This is a genomic window from Mucilaginibacter sp. P4_C11, from assembly GCF_056402115.1.
Genome location: NZ_JBFUIA010000003.1, coordinates 17,102 through 39,700, shown reverse-complemented (window position 1 = coordinate 39,700; position 22,599 = coordinate 17,102). Strand labels below are relative to the sequence as shown.

Sequence of the window (22,599 nt, the reverse complement as noted above, 5' to 3'; positions counted from 1 at the left end):
CTGCACATCTGAAATCTGTAGATATGCACATCAATTTTTATTCCCCAACTTTCTGCTGATCAGGAACCTCATTTGGTCCGGGGATATTTGCTTGGTTATTTTCGTCCTGGCCGTCATCATCGGCGGTACCTTCCTGGTATTGTTGCTGCGATTCACCGGGTTTTTCGTGTTCCTCGCTGCCGGTATTTTCGCCGTTACCCTGACTACCTGTAGCCGCATTATAGTCTGAATGCCCTGACTGGTTGGGATCCTTAAAATTATTATACTCCGGATGCTCTTCAGATGGCTGTGTGCGGCGAAAATACTCATTGTTATAACCCGCGTTTTGCGGAGGATTGGCCGGGTCATCACCCGACGGGGTCAGGTTGTTTTCACCAAAGCTTTGCCCGCCCATGCCTTGTCCTTCCATGCCAGGGGCGTCCTGTTTTTTCATGTCGTCTTTTGATGTTGGGTAGCCATGCTGCAGGTTTTCTTCCGTCAGGTTATCATCGTCATCTACGCGATATGCGTTAGGTTTATTTGACGTTTGTTCGTTTGGTAAGTTATTACTTTCACCAAACCCGGTGTCTTTTAATTCCATAGGTTTTATGTGTTGATGCATAACTATAATATTCGAATTTTCTAATTGTTTTAATTTTTTAATTATTGAGATAGAGTTGAAGGTCGAAAGTTAAAGAGCAAGATTTAAGACAGCCTCAATATGGTGGAAGAATAATTTATCGCAGCTGAACGCCGATTTAAAAAAATCTTGATTTCTGACTCTTGATTCTTGACTCTTATCAGTAGTTTTGAAATAACCATTTATAAAACATGAACAAAGTAGTTAGTGATGCCGATGAGGCCATCCGCGACATCCAGGATGGTATGACCCTGATGTTAGGTGGTTTTGGTTTATGTGGATTACCCGAAAAATGTATAGCCGCACTGGTAAAAAAGGGAGTAAAGCAGCTTACCTGTATTAGCAACAATGCCGGCGTTGATGATTTTGGCATTGGCTTGATGCTGCAACAACGGCAGGTAAAAAAAATGATTTCATCGTACGTCGGCGAAAACGCCGAATTTGAACGCCAGTTGTTAAGCGGCGAACTGGAGGTAGAACTGATACCCCAAGGTACCCTGGCAACCCGCTGTATGGCCGCAGGCTACGGCATGCCCGCTATTTTTACCCCCGCAGGTGTTGGTACGGAAGTAGCTATAGGCAAAGAAGTCCGCAATTTTAATGGTAAAGATTACTTGATGGAAACGGCCTTTGATGCCGATTTTGCCATTGTAAAAGCCTGGAAAGGCGATACCATGGGCAACCTCATCTATAAATCAACTGCCCGGAATTTTAACCCTGTTATGGCCATGGCCGGAAAGATAACCATTGCCGAAGTAGAGGAGCTTGTTGAACCGGGACAACTGGATCCCGATCATATCCATACGCCAGGAATTTATGTTCATCGAATTTTTCAGGGTAAAGATTATGAAAAACGGATTGAACATAGGACAGTGAGGGTAATTTGAAAATTTGAAGATTTGAGAATGAATAAAAATTGGTAGAATAATATTTTAATGAGAGACGATAAAGAAAACTTGATCGTGAAATTAACATTTGAGTTTGCACTTGATATTATAGAGTTTTCGGAGGAGTTGGAAGCCAATAGGAAATTTGCTAATGCGAAACAAATTATCAGATCCGGAACGTCAATCGGGGCTAATGTACGCGAAGCCCAAAACGCCGAAAGTAAAAATGACTTTATACATAAATTCAAGATAGCTGCCAAGGAAGCCGATGAGACTGAATACTTCCTGTTGCTTTGCCAGTTTTCGAAGGGCTATCCGTTTAGTGAGTCGCTGATTGAAAAGTTGAAGGTGATTACCAAAAATTATTGCAAGTTCAAAGGGAGGCTAAATTCAAATAGACTCATTTTCAAATTTTCAAATCCTCAAATTTTCAAATTAATTTTATGTTAGATAAAAACGGCATTGCTAAACGCATCGCCAAAGAAATAAAAGATGGTTACTATGTTAACCTTGGTATAGGTATCCCCACATTGGTGGCTAATTACATCCCCGAAACCATGGACGTGGTTTTGCAATCGGAGAACGGCTTGCTGGGGATGGGGCCATTTCCGTTTGAAGGAGAGGAAGACCCGGATGTAATTAATGCGGGTAAGCAAACTATTACCATGCTGCCGGGTTCGTCGATATTCGATTCGGCTATGAGTTTCGGTATGATCAGGGCAAGGAAGGTTAACCTGACTATACTGGGCGCCATGGAGGTATCCGAAAACGGAGATATAGCCAACTGGAAAATTCCCGGCAAAATGGTGAAGGGCATGGGCGGCGCTATGGACCTGGTGGCATCGGCAGAAAATATCATTGTAGCCATGCAGCACGTAAACAAAGCGGGCGAATCGAAGTTATTACCTAAGTGCACCTTGCCTTTAACCGGCGTGCACTGTGTAAAAAAGATAGTAACCGAATTGGGCGTATTTGACGTTTTGCCGCAGGGAGGCTTTAAATTGCTGGAGCGGGCACCTGGCGTAACAGTAGAACAGATAATAAAAGCAACCGCCGGAGAGTTAATTATAGAAGGGGAGGTGCCCGAAATTGTGCTTTAAAAAAAATACCTATAATGAGGTATAGCATTAATTGAAAATTATTTGCATCTTACAGATAAGTTATTGCGTATAAATGACAATATTAAATTAAGTTATGATAGATTATCCAGAACTGATACTAATATTCATTTTGTTATCCATTACAATGCCTGTTTATCTGCTGCCATCTATAATGGCCAGGGAAAAAAATAACTTTTTATCAGTGTTACTGCTGAACGTGCTTTTAGGGTGGACTGTGATAGCCTGGATAATTTCGTTAGTTTGGGCGCTCCGCACAGAGAAAGACCCGCTCCGCTCCTATAAACTCAATACCCACAATTGCTGCCCTAAAATAGAAGCCGAACTTACGAAGCTGAGAAATTTGTTCAGAGCCGGTGTAATTACTAAAACCGATTACCACAACGAAACCAGGAAAATAATAGGAAACTGATTTTAATTTGAGGATTTGAAAATGTCTGAAATAATTTGTTAATCCTCAAATTTTCAAATTCTTTAAAAGAGCTTTTCTCTTAAGTCAGCCGATATTTCTTCTGTTACTGCGATGATATCGTCTGCAACATGTGTGTTGTTGGTTATCACCTTATCACATTCATCTTTGTAGGGCAACAGGAACTCCGTGTAGGCTGGTACCACATGGTTTACCCATTTATACATCACATCATCGTGCGAGTAGCCACGTTCCAGCAAATCGCGTTTAAGGCGGCGCTGCAGGGCTATGTCGTCTTCGGCCTCTATGAAAATCTTCATATCCAGCATGCCGGCAATCTCTTTAAAGTGCAGTATAAATAAGCCTTCTACTATCAGGATTGGGGCAGGCTTTATTTCCAGTACTTTTGGGATGGCATCGGGGTTATTGAAGGTATACTCATGTTTAATGACAGGCTCTTTATTTAAAAGCTTGCCAATATCATCATGGAAATGCCGGTCATCAATAGTCGAGGGCAAATCAAAGTTGTACAGTTTGTTCTCCTCCTTGGTCATATTATGCGCCACGGGGATATAGTAGTCGTCCTGCGATACCAGGGATACTTCATCGGCAGTAAAATGCTCCAGGAAACACTTCAAAAAAAAAGTTTTGCCAGATCCGCTTCCACCGGCAATTCCAATAATATAAGGTTTATTCATTCGGGCTTCCGTAGCTGATATTTACGTTAATGCGTTTGTCTAAGGCGCCTAAAGCATCGGCAGTATTTTTGGTCATTACAATAAGCACATTTTTTGTAGCCTCACTATCGGTAAAACGGCCTACTACTTTAGCATAAGTAGTATGGTTATTCATGGGGTTGGTAATTTTTATAACCGTGCCTATTGGCGCAGTACGGTGTAAAACCAATTCTTTTTTAGGGTCAAGGCTGGTATCATCTATCCAGGTGGCTACTCCTTTCTCATTTTTTTCATATAAGCCAAAGCGGTTGGCTTTAAATTTTGCATCGGCGCTGTCAATAGGCATGTTTGCCGAATCGGTTTTTAATACATCCTGCTTGGCAACTGTCCTATCTTCCGGTGGCATACCGGTACGAACTTTAATGATCTGATCGGCCTTTAAATCATCCGAGCTTAGGTTGTTTAAATTCCTGATATCCTCAACTGAAGTATTGAATCTTTTGGCAATAGAGTAAATTGTCTCGCCGGTCGATACCTTGTACTGTTGTACATTATCCATGTTTACCGCCGCAGTTGCCGGCTGCGTTGTTGCTGGTGCCGGCGTAGCTGGTTTCGGTGCTGTTGCCGCGGGTTGCTGTACTACAGGTGCCGGTTGTGGCTGTGCTACCGGTTGTTGAACTACCGGTGGGGTTTTTACAACGGGGGGCTGAACCTGGGGCTTTTGCTGTACTACTGTCGGTTGTACCACTGGTTTTGTTGGCTGCGCAGTAGTTGCTGCTTGCGGTTCATCAAATGGCAGGTCGGTAGGTACTTTAATAGTGCCGCCAATTTTAAGCGTGGCGTTGTTGTTAAACTGGATGATGGCTTTTGGGCTCACTTTATAGCGCCTGCCTATGGAGTAGTAATTGTCTTTAGGATCTAATTTGTGGAGGATGATTTTTTTGCCATTCTGGTTTTCAACACCGATAGAATCTTTAGCAGTACTTGCAAAAACGGAGACAGAAATGGTTAGTACGGGAGCGATCAATAAAAGGACCTTTAATTTCATAATATGTTATAATACAGTATTTTGTAAATTTAAAACTATTAACACCGATCTGTTTTTAAGGTAGATCAGTTTATTATTATGTACTACAAACGCCTCGGGCTGCAATTTTTGTATATCCGTTTGCAACAAATCGTGATAAACCGTATCACCTTCATCGTCAAAAATATAAAGGACTTGTTTCAGTTGCCCGTCCAAAAACGTGTGCAAAGATACAATTCTAAAATTATTGTGTTCAAGGTAATCCACGGTATTTCCGTAGGCCTCAACTCCGTCCGGCAAACTTTTAAATGCTTGCGCCGGTAACACCTGTGGGCTCAAAATAAGGTTGTTTAAAACTACATCGATAACAGGCTGGTAGTTTCTTACCGTTTCGCCGGTTTTGATATCGGCCAGAACGGGTTTTTTAGGTTGGATTTGGGTATTGTAAACCACCGGGCCATTTACTGACAGGTAATCAAATGCCTGGGTGTAATTGCTCCATAAGGTTTTTCCGGTGTGCCCGTCAATGGATGTTATCCCCTTATGTGCCGGCCCTTTTTCTGATTGGTAATTGTGCAAAACAAGTACGCCGTCAAACGCTGTTTCGATACCTGTAAGCCATCGCTCGGGAGTTGTGAGGCCTTCAAAATTTACAATGCCACTATCAAGGCTGATTGATGTAAATGATACCAACTTATCCCCGCTATTACGTACTTCCAGGAATATAATATTTGTCAACTCGTCAATTTCCATACGCCATACGGGCCACTTACATTGATGTTGGATGAATGGTAGCAACTTTGTCATAAAGTGTGTAAAGATGCTTAATATCTTCAAAACAGTGGTAATTTTACAAAACATTGCCTTTGCGGTAGTGTTAAAAGCACTAAATCACCACTACTATGAATGCTGAACAAATTAGCTTAGAAGAAACAAAAGTAAAGCCCGTTGTCGATCATTTGAACGATCTTTTGGCAAACTACCACATCCATTATCAAAAACTACGCGGATGCCACTGGAATGTAAAGGGCGCAAGTTTTTTTACATTGCACCTTAAATTTGAGGAGTTGTATACCGCCGCTTTACTAACCATTGATGAACTGGCCGAAAGGATACTGTCGTTGGGGAAACCTCCATATAGTACGTTTAAAGACTATATTGAAACCGCAAAAATCAAGGAAATCCAAACCATTGGCTTAAAAGATACTTTGATGGTAAAAGCTATTATTGATGACCTGGCGGCGCTGATAGCCAAAGAACGGGAGATATTAGATATTACTGCCAAAGCCGGCGATGATGGTACCAACGATATGGTAAACCGCTTTATGCAATTTAATGAAAAAAACACCTGGATGCTGCGTTCATTTGTGAACGAGGATTAAGGCGTTAATAAAATAGAAGCAAGAATTAAGAGTCAAGAATTAAGACAGGAAGCCGCTTACATTGTAAGCGGTTTTTTAGGGATTTTCAGATGATTTTTTCTTATGATACGAGCAAAACTTATGAGTGTATCTGATTATCTCCTAACTTTAAAGTCAATAAACCAATTGATAAAATATTCAGACAGACGTTAATTTAGCTTTGATAAATGAAAGAACAAATTGGTACTAAGGAAAGCCCGTTAGCCCTTAAAACACCGCCGCTATCATCAGCATATACCATGCACACTGATGTAAAAGATGGTAAAGAAGTTTTGGTATGCACCGTTGGCAAAACAGTGTTGCTGTATGATTACCGTTGCCTTGCAGATTTGCACGCAATGCTTAAGCAACACGGCGACTGGATGGAACTGGGAAGTGCCGACGAACAAAAACCAGCAAAAGAAGGCACCGTTGAAGCATGGGGACGTTCTCCCGAAAATCCCGTTGGCGGCTGGTACGGACTCAAGAAAGGGTTACGTGGCCGTTTTGGCATGTACATTCCGCCCCTAATGGAAGCATTGGGACTTGCTGAGGTAACGCATGAGCCGAAAGACAATAAAATGCGGGCCAAATAGCAGCTAACTCTAATAAGTCTCTCTAATTTAGTTACCCAAAGGATATCTCAAATATATCAATGCCAACGGAATTAACAGAAAAGGTATCTCAATTAAAGCGGCTTTGAATTCGCCTACGTAAAAAAACATCACCATCAGAAAAAATATCAGGGCGGCGTTTAAAATGTTACCTGCTACAAAAGTTTGCGGCATAAGGATAAGTATTCCGCTTAACAGTGTCAAAACTGATAGCACTTTTAAAGTGGCCTGGCTTAAATTTAATTTGCCAAATAATTCTGCTTCAGGGCCGGTGGCACCTGGCTTCATAGTTAATCCCTGCCAGCCGTGTTTTATGCTCATAAAGGCTGCAAATATGATAAGGGCTCCGCTAATTAATTTGAGAGTCATGATGTTGGTTTGTTATAGCGCTAAACTACGTGCCATTGTTTATAACATGTTTGCAATCATCAATCAGCTATTTATCAATTTCAAACAATTTTTGCCCGTATGTCAATTGGCGATAGTGATGTTTGTTTTTTAAAGAAGTTTGAAAAGTGCGATAGCTGYTCAAATCCCAGGCTGTAGGCAATTTCTGAGATGTTCCAATCGGTTTGCTTAAGCAGGATTTTAGCTTCCTGGATAAGCCGGTTGGTAATAAGTTCGGTTGTGGTTTTGCCGGTATTTTCTTTTAAAACTTTATTAAGATGGTTGCTATGCACGGCCAGGCGGTCGGCATAATCTCGCGCAGTTCGTAATGTTATTTTTTGTTGCGGAGATGCTATCGGGAATTGCCTTTCCAATAATTCGATAAACAGGGATGATACCCTGGCCGATGCATTATGCGCACTGTTGTAGGTGGTTAAGGGCTCAAGCTTTTGGCCGTAATGAATTACCTCCATTACATAATTGCGGATAAGATCGTACTTGAATAAATAATTGGAACTTATTTCCTGTTGCATTTTTTTAAACATCAGCTCCAGTTCGTTGGCCTGCGCATCGGTAACCTGGAAAACCGGGTAACCGCCCGGGCGAAAGATAGGGAGTTCATCCAAAACAGCCCCGCTTTTTGATTGTATTAAAAAATCGCTGGTGAAAATGCAGAAGTATCCGGCCTGGTCCATATCCTGCGGTACCCAGTTATAGGGTATTTTGGGCGTAGCAAAAAGCAAAGCATTTTTTTCGATATGGATCACCTTGTCTGCATACTCCGCAATGTTTTTCCCCCGCACCAGGCTTATTTTATAGTAAGCCCGCCTGTTGTATGGCATATGCCCCGGGTCGTCTTTAAATCGGGGAATCAGTTCTTCCAGGTTGAATATATTAAAATGTCCTATTTCTTTATTGATGCCGGCCGGTAACAGCGATTCTACATCGTCTTTACCTACCTGTTTATAAAATTCGTCGATAGTGATGGCTTGCATAGCTGGTTGTTAATACTAAGATAAAGGTATTAATAACCACACAATTAAACCGATTGTGATTTGAATATGATAAATATATGATGCTTTATTTTCTTAATTTATGCTCCAAATCTTTGATTTTAAAATACATGACATTTGAATATGGAAAAAATATCTTTGCAGATAACCAATCGTTTTGGCGGGAATTTGTCAAAAATAATACGACATAAATTAATTGGTGTTCACCGCATGCTATAGCTATCTAAACCGCTCTAATGATTGCCAGTATTTATCTTTATAAACATCATACGTTATATCAACCTGGTTGGAATACTTCTGTATAATACTATAAGCTACAATGGATGGTTTTCTGAAATCTTTACAAGCAAAGTATATATCCCGGGCGTTGCCGGCAGTTTCGCGGCCGATGTTCAGGTGACCGTCAAAGTCTTTTAATTCACGAAGTAGATCGTTTTCAATATCATCCAACAGCTGATAGGTTTTCTTGTCGGGCATACCGTTATTGGCTGCACCGCCATATTTAATTTCAAAACTCATGATCCAGGGATGAGATGCCTTGCTGCCCCAGTTAAGTAAATCTGTGTTAATGATAGCCACCGAAGGGTTGCCGTTGTTCAGGGTTGCTTCAAACCCCGAATAAGTTTCATTTTCTGTGTTGTGTCTTATGCCTTGGTACTTTTCAATAAATTCTTTCTCGCGCCAGGCTAAAAAATCTTTTAGTTTCGCTATTGGTACCAATTCTTTTTCCGCCTCGCTTTTACCTATAATATTCACGTTATCTATGGTTGTAGCAAAATTTAGTTCGCCAATGAAATTGTCAAGAAAAATGTATATACCATTGATGATGGTATCTTTATTTTGTTGTGTAAGGTCGTCATGTAAAACGGTGATATCTATTTCATCAGGGAAGTCATTCGAAGTGTTTTCATAAAAGTGGATGTTTTTATCAGAAAATTTATATCCGCCCATTTCGATGTATACGTTTGTAATGTCTAAAGCAGGTTTCAGTGCAGTAAACTTCCATCCGTTTACTTTCGGGGCGGCGTTAACAAGTTCTTCTACAAATGGAATGTTTTTGATAGCACCGTCAGCAGTCAAAACAAGTTTGACGGTATGCTCATCAAATACACCGGTTAAAAAGTAAAATCCGTCTTTTAGCTCGTTAAGCTTTGGCGAAAGTTTGTCGAAAAAATCTTTGTGGATATCTCCTTTTTCTTTTACTACTTTAAAAAAAGCTTTTTCATTTTTTTGAAACCAAGTCCAAAAATCCGCATAGGATCTAACAGGTTGTTCACCAACTTTAAATATATTCTTTAGAAAACTCATAGGCTTTTGATGTTTGTTTTTTATGATAGGCAGGGTTCTTGTGATAAAATACACTTGTTGTTGCACCAAATATAAAACACAATTAGTTATGTTAAACATTTCTACCTGTTATTCACACCCTGTAATTGTCGCATTTAGCCATATTCCTTTTTAAAATATTCTACTAATTTTATCAAAAGAAAATCAACCCAAAAAAATATAAGATGGAAACTGCAGATAAAACGGCTATTACAGTAGAGGCAACGGTAAACGCACCCATAGCAAAAGTTTGGGAATCATGGACTGCGCCGGAACATATTACCCAATGGTGCCATGCATCAGACGATTGGCATGCGCCTTATGCTGATAACGACGCGCAAACAGGCGGCAAGTTTAAAACTACCATGGCCGCGAAAGATGGAAGTTTTAGTTTTGATTTTGAAGGCGTTTACAGTAATGTAGTGCAATATAGCCTGATAGAATATGGGCTTGGTGACGGTAGGAAAGTGAAGATTGAATTTGTTGGAGATGGTGATACCACTAAAGTAACAGAAACATTTGACCTCGAAACACAAAACCCCATTGAAATGCAAAGGGGAGGCTGGCAGGCTATCCTGGATAATTTCAAAAAATATACTGAAACCAGCCTGTAACTATTTTTGCTAAATAAAGCCATACATGCTATATTTGCACACCAGGCAGGTGTAAACCTGCCTGGTTGTTATTTTCCTATGGTGTAATGGTAGCACTTCTGATTCTGGTTCAGACAATCGTGGTTCGAGTCCATGTGGGAAAACTTAACGGGACTTAAAAACTTGGAACAAAAAAACGCTTCTGATTTATTCGGAAGCGTTTTTTGTTTTATTGCGTTTTGCGGTAGTTGAAAGAACAACTCAGCAGCTATTACTTTTAATTATTAAAGCTGCAATTGATTCAATACCGGTTTACTCAATCCGGATAATTGATCTTGCTCCGGTTTTAATAGTTCCAGTACTGCAATGTCGTTATGTCCTTTTTTTAGCCACTCTGCAGGCAGGTATAGCGTTTGCTGCGGGCCGATGTTCCAATACCGCCCCAGGTTGTGTCCGTTTACCCAAACCACACCTTTACCCCAGCTGCTTAGGTCGAGGTAGGTATCTGCAATCTTGCTAAGGTTAAAGCTTCCCTTTTTAATTAGCGGCGAATTGGAATTATGCTTAACTGTACTAAACTTAACCGCATTTAAATTACTGAAGGGTAATGAATACATTTTCCAATGCTGCACTTCGCTGCCGGCAAAAAGCACCTTTTGGGTAATGCCTTTTTTGTTTTGCAGCAGGTATTTGCCAAAGTTTATGCGGCCAAGGTTTTCAACCAAAATATCCAATGTTGCTTTGCCGGCGGGTATGGTAAGGGTTAAACTATCCTGGTTTAAACGGCGGTCAAGTGTGCCAACGGTTTTACCGTTAATCATTACTACAGCATAATCTCTTAATTCTTTAAGTTTAAGCACGCCCGCTTTACCTCCAACGATTGTGCTTCGGTATAACACAAAGCCATAATCCTGGCGCAGGTCTTCAAAAGTAAGCGGGGTAATGCTGGTTTTGGGGGCCGGTAAGGCGTTCAGCACGCTTGCCGACTGAACGAATTTAATTGCCGGTATAGCCATTGCAGGTTTCGCCGCAGGTACAGCAGGCAGCTTCACGGTGGCAGGCAGGTGTTTTTGTATCACTTCCCTGAACTTCATAAACTTTGAGGTGGCATTACCTGCCTCATCCAATGGGGCATCGTAATCATAACTGCTTATTTGTGGCTCGTAAGGTGTGCCGTCTTTATAATTGGCGCCGTTCATGAATCCGCGCGTCGTACCGCCATGAAACATGTACATATTGATAGATATACCTGCTGCCAAAACAGAATCAAGGTGGCCTGCATACTGTTCGGCTGGTACAGTATGGTGTTTGGTGCCCCACCAGTCAAACCAGGCTGGGTACCATTCGGCAATATAGTATGGCCCTTTGCCATCATGGTTGTCGTTGATTATCTTTTTCACCTTAGTGGGGTCATCAAGCCCGTTAACGGCCGGCAGCAGGCCGGGTAAATGACCTTTTACCAAATCGGGCGCCGGATCGCAGGTGTACAGTAAGCCATCAAAGCCGGCTTCTTTAAAAAATTTTTGGTTGATAGATAAATATTCTTTATCGCTGCCGTACGAGCCATACTCATTCTCTATCTGCACCATTAATATGTTACCGCCATGGTTTATTTGCAGCGGGGCCAATTGTTTGCCTATTTCTTTAATATAACTTTCGTATTCTTTAAGGTACCGGGCTTCTTTACTGCGTACTTCCAACCCTTTTTCGTTTTGCAGCCAATACGGATAGCCGCCGAATTCCCATTCGGCACAAACGTACGGGCTTGGCCGCAATATTACCCACAGCCCTTCTTCCCGGGCTATCCTTACAAATTCGGCTACATCGTTATTCCCGGTAAAATCGAATTTACCCTTTTGCGGCTCGTGCAAGTTCCAGAAAACATACGTGCCTATCGTATTCAGCCCCATTGCTTTGGCCATTTTCATACGCGAGCGCCAGGCCTGGCGGGGTACACGGGGGTAATGCATCTCGCCCGATATCATCTGGAAAGGCTTGCCATCCAACAAAAATGATTCATTGCCCAGGGTAAAAGTATGGGTTTGCGCAATTGTACTAATGACATTTAAAAGGAACAGTATAGATAGGATAAGGTGTTTTAATTTCATATTGGTGTTATTAAAGCTGTTTATATTTTATAATAGTGCAGTYTAAGTTATAATTGATTTGTAGCGATCAAAAAAAAGATATACCATTTAATGAYGTGCCACCTGATTGTTGTGTTTGGCTAAAACCCATTGCCCAACTTTAACACCTTGAATTATGCCATTGTCAATAGCATCTTTAAAGTGAATACCTCCCCAAAACCGCGACATACCGGCCTCGGTAGCAGCCTGTGTAAATGAATTAAAACTGCGGGGGGTAAGGCCATATTTTTCTTCAACGTTATCTGTATAATGAAAATTGTCGCCAAAATAATGCGTAAGTATCACCGCAGATGCTGACGATATTACAGAGTGACCGCTAATATATTCGGGGAATGGAGGGGTTTGCAGTAGCGGTTTCCAATTAACATCAATATATTTTCGGATTGCGGTTTCGGGGCGTACCCTGTTGGTGCGGTACTTGTCGTCCCAGCAGCATATAAAACCATCCAGCAACCCGGTTGCCACCATGGTATGAATTTCCAGGGCTTTTGAAAACCCGGTTTTTGCCTGCCGGCATGCAATGCCGGTAATTCCCATCCAATGTGCCCCTGGCGAAATCTTTTTCAGACCTATCAGCATGTGCCCGTTATCCTGAACGGCAAATGGGTTGCAGTCCCAGAAACCCGCTATTGTTCGCTGTTCGGTTGTTAGTCCTTCTGCGCTTGCTTTATAGTTCATCATCATGAATTTATAGAAGGCGCTGTTTTTATCTTTCGAAAAAGGGATTGGAGGTGCTGGCAGAAACTGCGAGGCAGAATCAAGTGTAAGCGGACGGATGGTATTAAAATAAGGTTCAACCGGGGCCATGTAAGCCGGTGGGGTAGGGTCCCAGGTGCCATCTTTGCCAAGTGGGGTATACCTCGTATAATTGCTTATCCTGTTGTATTTATCCTTTTTGGCATAAGCCAGTATCTGTTTACTTATAGCCTGCGCGTAATGTTTTGAGCTGTCAATAACCTCGTCTGTAAAACCTATTTTTTTGCACGAATCCAAAAAACTCTCCTCGTACTTAATTAATAAACTGCCCGATGGCTGCATCTTGCCTGCGGTTTCCATCATGGCTATTAATGCGCTTAACTGGTAGGCATATCCTTTAGCGTAAGCTGGTTTTTTAACAACGGGGTATTCATTTAAAATGCCATGCATGCTTTTAACACTTTTGTCATTTTCTGACACTACTTCATACCCGGCAAGGCAGGTGTATGAAAAGAAACGGGCTGCCAGCGGGGGATTGGTTACATCATGGATCATAATAACCGTCATATGATCAATCACCTTGGTAATATCGGCACTTGTTAAAGCCGGCGGCACCTGCTTTTTACCACAGCCGGTATATAAAATGGCTGCCCCTAAAAGCATGGTTGATAAAAAAGCCTTCGTGCTCATATAATTAAAATTCTTTATAGGCTTTTACCCCTTGTTGATTAATTCCGAAATATAAAATGTGGTTAATTTCTAGCACACTTCTTACATCTCCCCATAGTTTAAAGCCCGACTGAAGTTGAGGTATGTATTCAAAATGTCCCTTGCCATCGCCTTTTAACAGCATGCCATAATTGGCGTCGTATTTGCCTAAACGGAGCCTGGCCCTGTTAATGTTACCACATAAAAGTAGATCCTGGTTACCATCACGATCGTAGTCAAGACAGGTTATTGTAAAAACGGGTGAATACTGAGCCTGTAAAGGCAGCGGCGATGAATGTAGCTTGCCTTTGCTGTCACTTAAGAAAAGAGTAGTAGCCAGGTTATTGGCCTGCAAATGGTCAGCCCCTTTTAACTCTAAAGCTGTAAATATATCTGTAAGTGTGGCATCAGCATAACTCTTATAATCAGGGAAACGCGGGCGCATGATACTGAGTTGTTCTAACAGCTCGTCCCGTGAAACGTATGGATAACTTTGGTGCTGAATATAAAAACAAAAGATGGGGTCAACAGCGCCATTGTCGTCAAAATCCTTATAGTACATTTCTGCGGGTTCGTTGTCACTGGCTTTGCATTGGGTATTTAATCCCTGGTTACCAACAATCAGGTCTGGATGCCCATCGTGGTTAAAATCTTCTATCAGAATTTTGTTCCACCAGCCGCTGTTTGGCTTATCAAAATAGGCCTTTGTATTATTTACAAGCTTCCCGCCTTCATTGATTAATACGGTTACCGGCATCCATTCTCCAACTAAAACCAAATCCGGTTTTTTATCTCCGTTCATATCTACCCAGGCGGCGTCAGTCACCATACCTATATGTTGCAGGGCAGGGTTATATTTTGCGGTTTCATCGGTGAAATGCCCTTTGCCGTCATTTATTAGGATATAACTTTGAGGCGTTTCGGGATACCTGCCGGGTATTACCCTGCCGCCTACAAATAAGTCGGGGTGTCCGTCGGCATTAATATCGGCTACTCTTACACAGCTTTTACTACTGCGCATTGAAGGTAATGCATCTTTTGCCTTTGTAAAATTGCCTTTTCCATCATTTAAATAAAGCCTGTCCTGTAATAAAGGGTCATCAGCTGTATAATTATCGTAGCCTCCGGAAGCTACATATAAATCCGGTTTACCATCGCCATTGGCATCCAGGAATACTGCATCTCCATCGTTGCTTTTTTTATCTGCTTCAAAAGCGGGCTGTGATTTTGCGGCAAAATTACCCCCTGCTTGCTGAATATACAATGTGCCTGATTTTCCGTTGCTGCCACCCACGTACACATCTTCCAGGCCATCGGCATTTACATCGCCTTTTATCATACACGGGTTTGTGAATGATAATGGGTTTACCATTAGTGGCTGCCGTTTAAAATCATTAAGTGCGTTTTTTTCCTGTTTATTATTTATAGGAGAAGCTACTTCTGCAAAAATAGGCTTTACAGGCTTCGGTAACTGAGAGGTGTTAACCGCATTTTTTTCTTCAAGCGTTAATTCCTGATTGGCTTTTATATTTTTTAAAACCTGTTCTTTTCCCTGCTGCCAAACTATTCGCAACGAATCAACCTCATGATCCTTACCCAGCCCGAAGTGCAATATTGGCGAAACGCTTGATTGAAAGCCCCGGCTTGGCATTTGCTCCAGGTATTGCTTTTTATTTTTTATGTAAATGGTAACTTTCGCCCCCACACCCTGCGTGTTTTTAGCCGCACCGTTTAGTTTAAGTTGCAGGTAGTGGTTGTTTACTTGTTTGTCTGATTCATTTTGATAGATAAATGCCGGTTGATTAATATTGTTGGTTACAAGGTCTAAATCTCCGTCATTATCAAGGTCGGCATAAACTGCGCCGTTACTGTTTGATGATTGTGTAATACCCCAGGCAGCGCTGGTGTTGGTAAAAGTTAAATTGCCATTGTTTTTGAAAAGATAACTTTTTACTTGCGAAGACGGCATTTGTTGTACCAGGGTATATATATCCTTACGCATCAATCTTCTGTCTTTCAAAAAATCGCCCATATATTTCACAAAATCCATGTTAGTGAAATCGCGGGTGTAGCCGTTGGTTACAAACAGATCTTTCCAGCCGTCGTTATCATAATCGGCAAATAGGGGAGCCCAGCTCCAGTCGGTATTTGAGATACCCGATAGTTGCCCTGTCTCGCTGAAGGTGCCGTTACCATTATTCACTTGCAACATATTGCGCATGTACTGGTAATAGAACCCCGTGCGAAGAGTTAATCCGAATTTTTCGTAATTATCTGGTGCAAATAATAGCTTTTGCCTGTGATTATCTTCAGGGAGCATATCCAGCGTGAAAATATCGGGCGAGGCATCGTTGTTAATATCAGAAACATTATTTCCCATCGAAAACTGGGAGGTATGCCCTACGGATGTTTGTAGTTTATTGGTGAAAGTGCCATCACCATTGTTAATATAAAGGAAATCGGGGATGGTGTAGTCATTAGATATATAAATATCGGGCCATCCATCGCCATTAATATCGGCTATTCCTGCCCCAAGGCCGTAGGTTAAATCAGAACTGCTTATACCGGCCTGTTGCGTTACATTTTTAAAAATATTATTGTCGTTTTTATACAATCGCACTCCATTTGGCGAATCTGATTTTTTTAAAATAGCTGTTGTGTTTACTTCATCTAAAACAGGCAGCTGAATTGGGCTGTGGTTTAATAAAAACATATCCAGGTCGCCATCCCTGTCGTAATCAAAAAAAACGGCCTGTGTGCTGTATCCGGCATCTGCAAGTCCATATTGTTGTGCCTGTTCTGTAAAATGCGGAACGCCGTCTTTATCATTTCCGCCATTAATAAACAGTTGATTTTGTCTTTTCTCTGCCTTTAGGTTTCCTGAATAGCAAACGTAAATATCCAACTTGCCATCGCCATTTACATCGGCCATGGTAACCCCGGTTTTCCAGGGCCCGGGCCGGCCGGCTACATCGGCTGCGGTTGTAATATCGGTAAACTGCATGTGGCCTTTATTGAGGTACAATTTATTATCGGTCATGTTGCCGGTAAAATATATATCCAATAAACCATCGCCATTTAAATCGCCGGTTGCAACACCGCCACCATTGTAAAAGTATTCATACATCAAAACGTTGGTATTTAAGCCTTCGGTTAACGTATTGCTGAAATCAACGTGTGTTTGTTCGGGAGTGAGTAAGGTGAATAAAGCGTTGCTGCTGGTGCCGCCTTCCCCTTTATTTTCGGCCGGGTGCCCGCAACTTGTTAATGCAATAACTCCGATTAAAAGAAGTTGTGGAAATAATTTAATGTATGTGTTCACCAAGCGCCGTTTAAATTAATGGACTAAAACTTTAAAAGAATGCCGGTATTTTACCACCGGCATTCTTTAGGATAAATATATAAGAATTTTATACCCCTTTAGTTGTATCCGGGATTTTGAACTAACTTCTTATTTTTGTTAATCTCGTCTCTGCTAATAGGTGGAAAATAAACCTTGTCCTTCCACGTACGGTTTTCAACTCCAGGATCAAGTTCCTGTACCGTGTAGGTGTAACTGTAGTTATCGGTATTGTACCTATAAACGCTCACCGATTTTCCCGGCTTTAAAGTACCTGTAATTTTTATAATTTTTGCTTTATTGCCAAGTGTTTGCGGACCAATCAGCCAGCGGCGAGCATCATAAAACCGTTGCTCTTCAAACATCATTTCAACATTTCGTTCGTTCCGGTACCGCTGTACCAAAGCATCACCTGCGTCTGTGATGGCTGGCATACCCGAACGGAAACGAATCTTATTGAGCCAGGTGCGGGCTGTGCCTTCGTCACCCAGGGCTAAGCACGTTTCTACATAGTTAAATACAACTTCAGTGTACCTGATCATAGGCGATGGTACCTCCTGACGTGTGTTATTATCAACAATAGCCGGATTAGGATCCATGAACTTCCTGATAGCATATCCTGTACGGGTACCGTTCCAGTTTTCGATAGGACCGTTCCTGGTATCCAAACCAAAGTAAGCGATAGCACCGCTGCCTGCGCTGCCGGTTTGGTAGGTACCCATTTGAATCTCATTATAAGGGTCTATACCCGCACCGTCAGCCGTACGCGGTTTCCATGGGGCACCGTCGTATAGAATGGAAGCATAAAAACGAGGGTCCCTATTTTGATAAGGTGCTGCAGCTTCAGTTGGTTTGCTCCAGTCGAACTTGGAGCCGTCCATCATCTCATAGTCGTCTACCATGTTCTGGGTAGGCTCGCTTGATGTCCAGCCATGGTAGCCGTTAGTACAATTGTTACGGGCATACCAGGCACCCCACTCGTCTTTGGCGTTGGCGAAATAACGGGCAAACAAAATTTCTTTTTCGCCGCCATTTCTTGATAAATAAGAGTTTTGATAGTTGGTAAAGCCGTCGGCTGCAGAAGCCGGCGCAGATAAATCAAGTGCATAGCCATAGCCTAAATTCAACACTGCCTGTGCAGCGCTTTGCGCTTTTTTCCAACGGCCATTAACGTCGGCTGTAGTATATCCCAACAACTCGTAATTCTTAAACGTTGCATCAAGCGCGCTCATTTTTGCCTTCGCGGCTGATCCATCCGACATATCATGCAAAGGACTGGCGGCATATAATAACACCCTGGCCTTTAAGGCCAAAGCCGCATCACTTGTGGCGCGTCCTTTTGCTAATGCTTTACCTTGCAGCAGGGTACTGGCTTTGTCAAGGTCGCCTACTATAAAATCAACACAATCGGAATAGCTGCTCCTGGCAATCGTAAAGTCAGTCGCGCTGGCCGAATAGGATGATTTTACAAGCGGAACCCCACCATAATAACGCAGCAACTGATTATAATAGTAGGCGCGCATAAATAAAGCTTCGCCCATTAGCCTGTCAATCAATGTTTTATCAATTGTTGACTTGGCCAATTGTTCTAAAGCAATATTAGCAGACCTTATCCGGGCGTACATTGAACCCCACTCGTAGGTATGGGGTACGTTGCCCAGGGTGGACGGGCTTATATTCCCTTCCATTATATTCTCTTTCCCGAAATTATAGAGTGCATTATCTGTTTGGCAATCGAGGTTTTCCTGATTAAGCTCCCCTTCATACAGGCCGTTGTACAACTCCGTAACAAAACCTTCAGAGAGGTTGGGATCTGCCCAGGTAGTTACTGATGATGCCTGGTTCAATGGTGTTGTATTTAAAAACTCCTTTTTACATGATGCAAGCAGCACTACCGACAGTATCGCGATTGTTGAAATATTTCTTATAAATGTTTTCATATCGTTCAAATTAAAATTTTATACTTGCGCCCAAATTGATGACCCTCGACTGTGGATAATAGTGACCATCTGAACTGGTTGATTCAGGATCATATATATGCTGCTTTGCTAACGTTAACAGGTTAAGTCCGTTTGCATAGAAACGCAGGTTACTCATGCCAATTACTTTACCGATTGTAGATGGCAGGGTGTAGCCAAGCTCTACGTTTTTAAGCCTCACATAATTCATATTAAGCAGCCAATAGGTATTGCCGTTTGAGAAATATTGATTATTCCGGTCAACAGTACGGGGGTAAACGGTGCTTGGGTTATCAACAGTCCAGCGATGGTCGTAACTGTACTGTGTGAAGTTACCTATTGTTCCCGACTCGGTTTGAAAGTAAAGCTGTGCGCCCGTTGCACCCTGGAATAAAACAGTTAAATCGAAGTTTTTATATTGTACTCCAAAACTTAAACCTCCCTGGAAAGTAGGCGTGCCGTTTTTATCATTCCTCACCTGGTCATCACCGTTAATTTTACCATCGCCATTTACGTCTTTATACATCATATCGCCCGGGCGAAGGGTACTGGCACCAACACCGCTGTAGTCAATTTTATTGGCATCAATTTGAGCCTGTGTAGCAAATATGCCAGTGTATATATAATACAAGTTACTTCCGATAGGATGCCCGGTAGATCTTTGCCATGCCGGCACTCCGCCTGGTTCATCCCATAAATCGATTTTGTTTTTAGAATAGCTGCCGGTAACACCTACATTATATCGTACCTGCCCAATGTTATCGTGGTAATTCACCTGAAACTCCCATCCCTTATTGCTTAGTTTGGCATAATTTACGGGAGGCAACTTGTCGCTCGGGATACCAGTGGCAGGAATGGTGCCCGCCTGTCTCCATAATATTTGGGTACGTTTATTTAAAAACGCCTCCAGCACAAAATCTAATTTTCCATTCAGCGTAGTTCCTTCTAAGGCAATATCACTGTTATTGGCAACTTCCCATGTGAAATTCGGGTTCGGCGCCAGCCCTTCAGATAGTGTTTGAGCCGGCACGCCGCCAATTATATACGAACCAATGTTATATAACGAAAGGAATGCGTATTCGGCCGGTGTAGATGTGCCGGGTAGAATTGCCTGATCGTTACCCAATTGGCCCCATGAACCGCGAAGCTTTAAATTTTGAATGAATTTGATATTGTTCTTAAAGAAATCCTCTTCCGAAATTCTCCAACCGGCCGAGATACCAGGGAAGAAGCCAAAACGATGGGCTTCGGGGAAGATATATGAACCATCTACCCGCCATAAAAACTCAGCCAGGTACTTCTCTTTATAGTTATATCCAACCCTGCCGAAGTAACTTAAACGGGCCTTTTGCCAGGCACCGCCAGAGTTACCTATCTCTGCGTTTCCACCGGCAGATAATTGATCAAGTGCAGTTGAACTATAATATTTACGGTTGGCGCCAAAGTAGCTGGAGTTTGATTTTTCTTTGGTAACACCTGCAAGTAACACAACGTTGTGGCTGCCAAAACTATGGTTATAGCTTACTATACCTTCAAGTAGGCTGCTAAACTGGTCCTCAGAACCTTGGCCAAGGTTTGCCTGCGCCGGGCCGCGTGCTACTTTTGTTAGCACCGGGGTTTTGCCATCAGCCTGATAATGTACATTGTCCCAACTGTACACAAACCACGGTGTTTGCCATGATTTTGTTTGCTGTATATATTTATCCAGGCCTACGTTTCCGGTAAATTTCAATCCTTCTACGCCTGGTACGGTGATCTCTATTTTTCCGTTAGTTTGAACGTAGTAACGTGTATCCCTATTGTAACCGGTTTGATCTGTGGTAATCAGTACCGGCTGTTGCCCGTTTTCAATATCCGGCCCTGGTAACCCATTTGGCCAGAAAGCGGGCTTGTTAGGATAACCACGCATCAACATCCTGAATATATCACTGGCACCTCCTCCATTAGGAAAAGAGCGGTTTTCCTGGCGGCCTGATACACCAAAAGAGGTGCTTATATATTTATTAATCTTGGCATCAAGATTTGTACGAAAATCGTATTGTTTGTAGCCGGTAGCTGAATTTTTATAATACCCGTCCTGGTTTTGATAGCCAATAGAGGTTAGATACTTTATATTTTCTGTACCGCCTGATAATTGTATGTTCTGGCGTGACTGTGGCGACCAGGTTTTTAAAGTTTCTTTAAACCAATCGGTATTGGGGTGTCCCCATGGGTCAGATCCATCAGCAAATTTTTTAAAGTCGGAGGGCTGAAATGAAGCTGTAGAAGTCGCGCCATTATCTGGCCTGGTGAAGCTTCCCGTAGTTTTAAACGCAGCAGAAGCAGCACCCCAGTATTGTGATGGCAGGTTGTATAAGTCAATTTCATTCGCCAAAGTGGCATACTCTGTTGAATTAGCCATTTTAGGAATGGTAGTCGGCTGAGACCATCCTTTGTTATAAGTATAGGCGATTTCGGGCTTGCCTGTTTTACCGTGCTTTGTGGTAATCAGGATAACACCGTTAGCTGCCCTGGAGCCATAAATAGCTGCAGATGCATCTTTCAAAACAGAGATACTTTCAACATCTGCCGGGTTTATACGGTCAATAGTGTTCTGACCGGCAGGCGATGGAACCCCATCAATTACTACCAGTGGGTCGCTATTACCTAATGTATTGGTACCACGAATCCGGATAGTTGAACCGTCATAACCTGGTTCGCCACCTGGGTTGGTAGCAGTAACACCCGCCATGCGCCCGGCTATAGAGTTTGAAAGGTTGGTTGCGGGCGATTTTATCAGCTCGTCACCTTTAACTGAAACAACAGCGCCGGTAACAGTTACTTTCTTTTGCACACCGTAACCAACTACTACAACTTCATTCAAACCTTTGGATGAAGATTGTAGTTTGATGTTAAGCAAAGGCTTACCGTCTACAGGTACTTCTTGCGTGGTATAGCCAATATATGATACCACTAATACCGCATTTTCGGCAGCTGTAACTGTAAACTTACCGTTTATATCGGTTACAGCACCTACGTTTGTTCCTTTGATCAGTATTGATACGCCAACCAGGGTTTCACCGGTGGCTTGATCAGTAACCTTTCCTGTAACTTTAATCGGGGCATTTTCTTTGATCCCCTTTTCATTTGTTTTTGTAAATTTTGTTTTTTCGATTTTTGCTACGCCGGCGTATGATGAACCAACAAATATTAATGCTATCAATATTTGACTCAGCGCAATTTTAAAGACCCTTAACAAGTTTACAGTCTTATGTAAATTGTATTCCATATTAGCTTATTTAAGTTAATTAACATTTAATGCACGCTATAAAAGCGGGGTAATAGGATAGGGGGGTAAATTAATTCCATAATCTATCTCCCGGGTGTGGGGTAGTGATGTTATTTGTCTTCCATATACATTATTTAGGTTTATATATTAAATTAAAAATTGGTTCTGTTTGGTAACGGTTTACTACAGGTAAATAATGATAGCCTTACTCATTGATGTAATAAGTTATACTATCCGCTTGTTATCTTATATAAGCTATATAGCTGGGCAAACCTTTGTAACTTTTTTGTTCCTAAAATAATATGGTCGGTAAACCTGCGTTTATCGGTGTGATATTACGATAGACCTTTATCTTAAATAAAATTAAATGTGGTTAGTACATTTATAATCGGCAGCACTAAGATGAGTATAA

Annotated in this window: 19 protein-coding genes; 7 read left to right on the top strand and 12 right to left on the bottom strand. The window is 42.0% G+C overall.

Annotation, left to right across the window (positions count from 1 at the left end):
• Positions 1–37: 37 nt before the first annotated feature.
• Positions 38–580 carry a hypothetical protein gene (locus AC1DU2_RS03390; protein ID WP_477382777.1) on the bottom strand — a complete coding sequence of 181 codons (543 nt, stop codon included), beginning with the start codon at positions 578–580 and terminating at the stop codon, positions 38–40.
• Positions 581–810: 230 nt separating this feature from the next.
• Here AC1DU2_RS03390 and AC1DU2_RS03385 point away from each other — a divergent pair, with 230 nt between their 5' ends.
• The 4 genes from AC1DU2_RS03385 (at position 811) to AC1DU2_RS03370 (ending at position 3,036) form a co-directional block, all read left to right on the top strand.
• Positions 811–1,506, top strand: a complete 696-nt coding sequence (locus AC1DU2_RS03385; protein WP_477382776.1) for a CoA transferase subunit A — start codon at positions 811–813, stop codon at positions 1,504–1,506.
• A gap of 75 nt (positions 1,507–1,581) precedes the next feature.
• Positions 1,582–1,956: a four helix bundle protein gene (locus AC1DU2_RS03380; RefSeq protein ID WP_477382775.1), complete on the top strand. Its 375-nt coding sequence runs from the start codon at positions 1,582–1,584 to the stop codon at positions 1,954–1,956.
• Positions 1,950–2,606: a 3-oxoacid CoA-transferase subunit B gene (locus tag AC1DU2_RS03375; RefSeq protein ID WP_477364969.1), complete on the top strand. Its 657-nt coding sequence runs from the start codon at positions 1,950–1,952 to the stop codon at positions 2,604–2,606. Before AC1DU2_RS03380 ends, AC1DU2_RS03375 begins: the two co-directional genes overlap by 7 nt.
• A gap of 94 nt (positions 2,607–2,700) precedes the next feature.
• A complete protein-coding gene (locus AC1DU2_RS03370) occupies positions 2,701–3,036 on the top strand; it encodes a superinfection immunity protein (RefSeq protein WP_477364972.1) in 336 nt (111 codons plus the stop codon).
• 62 nt (positions 3,037–3,098) lie between these two features.
• Here the strand turns inward: AC1DU2_RS03370 and AC1DU2_RS03365 are convergent, their stop codons facing one another.
• From AC1DU2_RS03365 to AC1DU2_RS03355, 3 genes are read right to left on the bottom strand one after another with little or no spacing between them, the layout of a single operon-like run.
• Complete coding sequence (locus AC1DU2_RS03365) at positions 3,099–3,731, bottom strand: uridine kinase family protein (protein ID WP_477382774.1); 633 nt, start codon at positions 3,729–3,731, stop codon at positions 3,099–3,101.
• Positions 3,724–4,758: a LysM peptidoglycan-binding domain-containing protein gene (locus AC1DU2_RS03360; RefSeq protein WP_477382773.1), complete on the bottom strand. Its 1,035-nt coding sequence runs from the start codon at positions 4,756–4,758 to the stop codon at positions 3,724–3,726. Before AC1DU2_RS03360 ends, AC1DU2_RS03365 begins: the two co-directional genes overlap by 8 nt.
• Before the next feature lie 6 nt (positions 4,759–4,764).
• Positions 4,765–5,544 (bottom strand): DUF4905 domain-containing protein, encoded by a 780-nt coding sequence (locus tag AC1DU2_RS03355; protein WP_477382772.1) that lies wholly within the window; start codon positions 5,542–5,544, stop codon positions 4,765–4,767.
• Between the two features lie 95 nt (positions 5,545–5,639).
• On the opposite strand from AC1DU2_RS03355, the gene AC1DU2_RS03350 reads away from it, so the two are divergent.
• Positions 5,640–6,119: a Dps family protein gene (locus AC1DU2_RS03350; protein ID WP_477382771.1), complete on the top strand. Its 480-nt coding sequence runs from the start codon at positions 5,640–5,642 to the stop codon at positions 6,117–6,119.
• Between the two features lie 206 nt (positions 6,120–6,325).
• Positions 6,326–6,733 (top strand): DUF6855 family protein, encoded by a 408-nt coding sequence (locus AC1DU2_RS03345; protein WP_477382770.1) that lies wholly within the window; start codon positions 6,326–6,328, stop codon positions 6,731–6,733.
• A 27-nt stretch (positions 6,734–6,760) separates the two neighbouring features.
• Here the strand turns inward: AC1DU2_RS03345 and AC1DU2_RS03340 are convergent, their stop codons facing one another.
• From AC1DU2_RS03340 to AC1DU2_RS03330, 3 genes are all read right to left on the bottom strand, one after another.
• The gene (locus AC1DU2_RS03340; RefSeq protein WP_477382769.1) at positions 6,761–7,120 is read right to left on the bottom strand and encodes a hypothetical protein; all 360 of its coding nucleotides are present in this window, start codon (positions 7,118–7,120) and stop codon (positions 6,761–6,763) included.
• An 80-nt stretch (positions 7,121–7,200) separates the two neighbouring features.
• Positions 7,201–8,133 (bottom strand): helix-turn-helix domain-containing protein, encoded by a 933-nt coding sequence (locus tag AC1DU2_RS03335; protein ID WP_477382768.1) that lies wholly within the window; start codon positions 8,131–8,133, stop codon positions 7,201–7,203.
• Between the two features lie 237 nt (positions 8,134–8,370).
• Complete coding sequence (locus AC1DU2_RS03330; protein ID WP_477382767.1) at positions 8,371–9,459, bottom strand: DUF695 domain-containing protein; 1,089 nt, start codon at positions 9,457–9,459, stop codon at positions 8,371–8,373.
• 203 nt (positions 9,460–9,662) lie between these two features.
• Between AC1DU2_RS03330 and AC1DU2_RS03325 the strand changes: the two genes are divergently transcribed.
• Entirely contained in the window at positions 9,663–10,091 is a 429-nt protein-coding gene (locus AC1DU2_RS03325) for an SRPBCC family protein (protein WP_477365000.1), read from the top strand.
• Between the two features lie 263 nt (positions 10,092–10,354).
• Here the strand turns inward: AC1DU2_RS03325 and AC1DU2_RS03320 are convergent, their stop codons facing one another.
• The 5 genes from AC1DU2_RS03320 to AC1DU2_RS03300 form a co-directional block, all read right to left on the bottom strand.
• Positions 10,355–12,178: a glycoside hydrolase family 35 protein gene (locus AC1DU2_RS03320; RefSeq protein ID WP_477382766.1), complete on the bottom strand. Its 1,824-nt coding sequence runs from the start codon at positions 12,176–12,178 to the stop codon at positions 10,355–10,357.
• Between the two features lie 87 nt (positions 12,179–12,265).
• Complete coding sequence (locus tag AC1DU2_RS03315; RefSeq protein WP_477382765.1) at positions 12,266–13,603, bottom strand: vanadium-dependent haloperoxidase; 1,338 nt, start codon at positions 13,601–13,603, stop codon at positions 12,266–12,268.
• Between the two features lie 4 nt (positions 13,604–13,607).
• Positions 13,608–16,943 (bottom strand): VCBS repeat-containing protein, encoded by a 3,336-nt coding sequence (locus AC1DU2_RS03310; RefSeq protein WP_477382764.1) that lies wholly within the window; start codon positions 16,941–16,943, stop codon positions 13,608–13,610.
• 98 nt (positions 16,944–17,041) lie between these two features.
• Positions 17,042–18,901, bottom strand: coding sequence for a RagB/SusD family nutrient uptake outer membrane protein (locus tag AC1DU2_RS03305; protein ID WP_477382763.1), 1,860 nt, complete (start codon positions 18,899–18,901; stop codon positions 17,042–17,044).
• A 10-nt stretch (positions 18,902–18,911) separates the two neighbouring features.
• On the bottom strand, positions 18,912–22,187 hold the full coding sequence (locus AC1DU2_RS03300) for a SusC/RagA family TonB-linked outer membrane protein (protein ID WP_477382762.1): 3,276 nt from the start codon (positions 22,185–22,187) through the stop codon (positions 18,912–18,914).
• Positions 22,188–22,599 lie beyond the last annotated feature (412 nt).

Coding starts and splice junctions, on each gene's coding strand:
- AC1DU2_RS03385 (WP_477382776.1), top strand. CDS start 811: ATGAACAAAGTAGTTAGTGATGCCGATGAGGCCATCCGCGACATCCAG.
- AC1DU2_RS03360 (WP_477382773.1), bottom strand. CDS start 4,758: ATGAAATTAAAGGTCCTTTTATTGATCGCTCCCGTACTAACCATTTCT.
- AC1DU2_RS03305 (WP_477382763.1), bottom strand. CDS start 18,901: ATGAAAACATTTATAAGAAATATTTCAACAATCGCGATACTGTCGGTA.
- AC1DU2_RS03370 (WP_477364972.1), top strand. CDS start 2,701: ATGATAGATTATCCAGAACTGATACTAATATTCATTTTGTTATCCATT.
- AC1DU2_RS03340 (WP_477382769.1), bottom strand. CDS start 7,120: ATGACTCTCAAATTAATTAGCGGAGCCCTTATCATATTTGCAGCCTTT.
- AC1DU2_RS03365 (WP_477382774.1), bottom strand. CDS start 3,731: ATGAATAAACCTTATATTATTGGAATTGCCGGTGGAAGCGGATCTGGC.
- AC1DU2_RS03375 (WP_477364969.1), top strand. CDS start 1,950: ATGTTAGATAAAAACGGCATTGCTAAACGCATCGCCAAAGAAATAAAA.
- AC1DU2_RS03320 (WP_477382766.1), bottom strand. CDS start 12,178: ATGAAATTAAAACACCTTATCCTATCTATACTGTTCCTTTTAAATGTC.
- AC1DU2_RS03325 (WP_477365000.1), top strand. CDS start 9,663: ATGGAAACTGCAGATAAAACGGCTATTACAGTAGAGGCAACGGTAAAC.
- AC1DU2_RS03390 (WP_477382777.1), bottom strand. CDS start 580: ATGGAATTAAAAGACACCGGGTTTGGTGAAAGTAATAACTTACCAAAC.
- AC1DU2_RS03300 (WP_477382762.1), bottom strand. CDS start 22,187: ATGGAATACAATTTACATAAGACTGTAAACTTGTTAAGGGTCTTTAAA.
- AC1DU2_RS03345 (WP_477382770.1), top strand. CDS start 6,326: ATGAAAGAACAAATTGGTACTAAGGAAAGCCCGTTAGCCCTTAAAACA.
- AC1DU2_RS03330 (WP_477382767.1), bottom strand. CDS start 9,459: ATGAGTTTTCTAAAGAATATATTTAAAGTTGGTGAACAACCTGTTAGA.
- AC1DU2_RS03350 (WP_477382771.1), top strand. CDS start 5,640: ATGAATGCTGAACAAATTAGCTTAGAAGAAACAAAAGTAAAGCCCGTT.
- AC1DU2_RS03355 (WP_477382772.1), bottom strand. CDS start 5,544: ATGACAAAGTTGCTACCATTCATCCAACATCAATGTAAGTGGCCCGTA.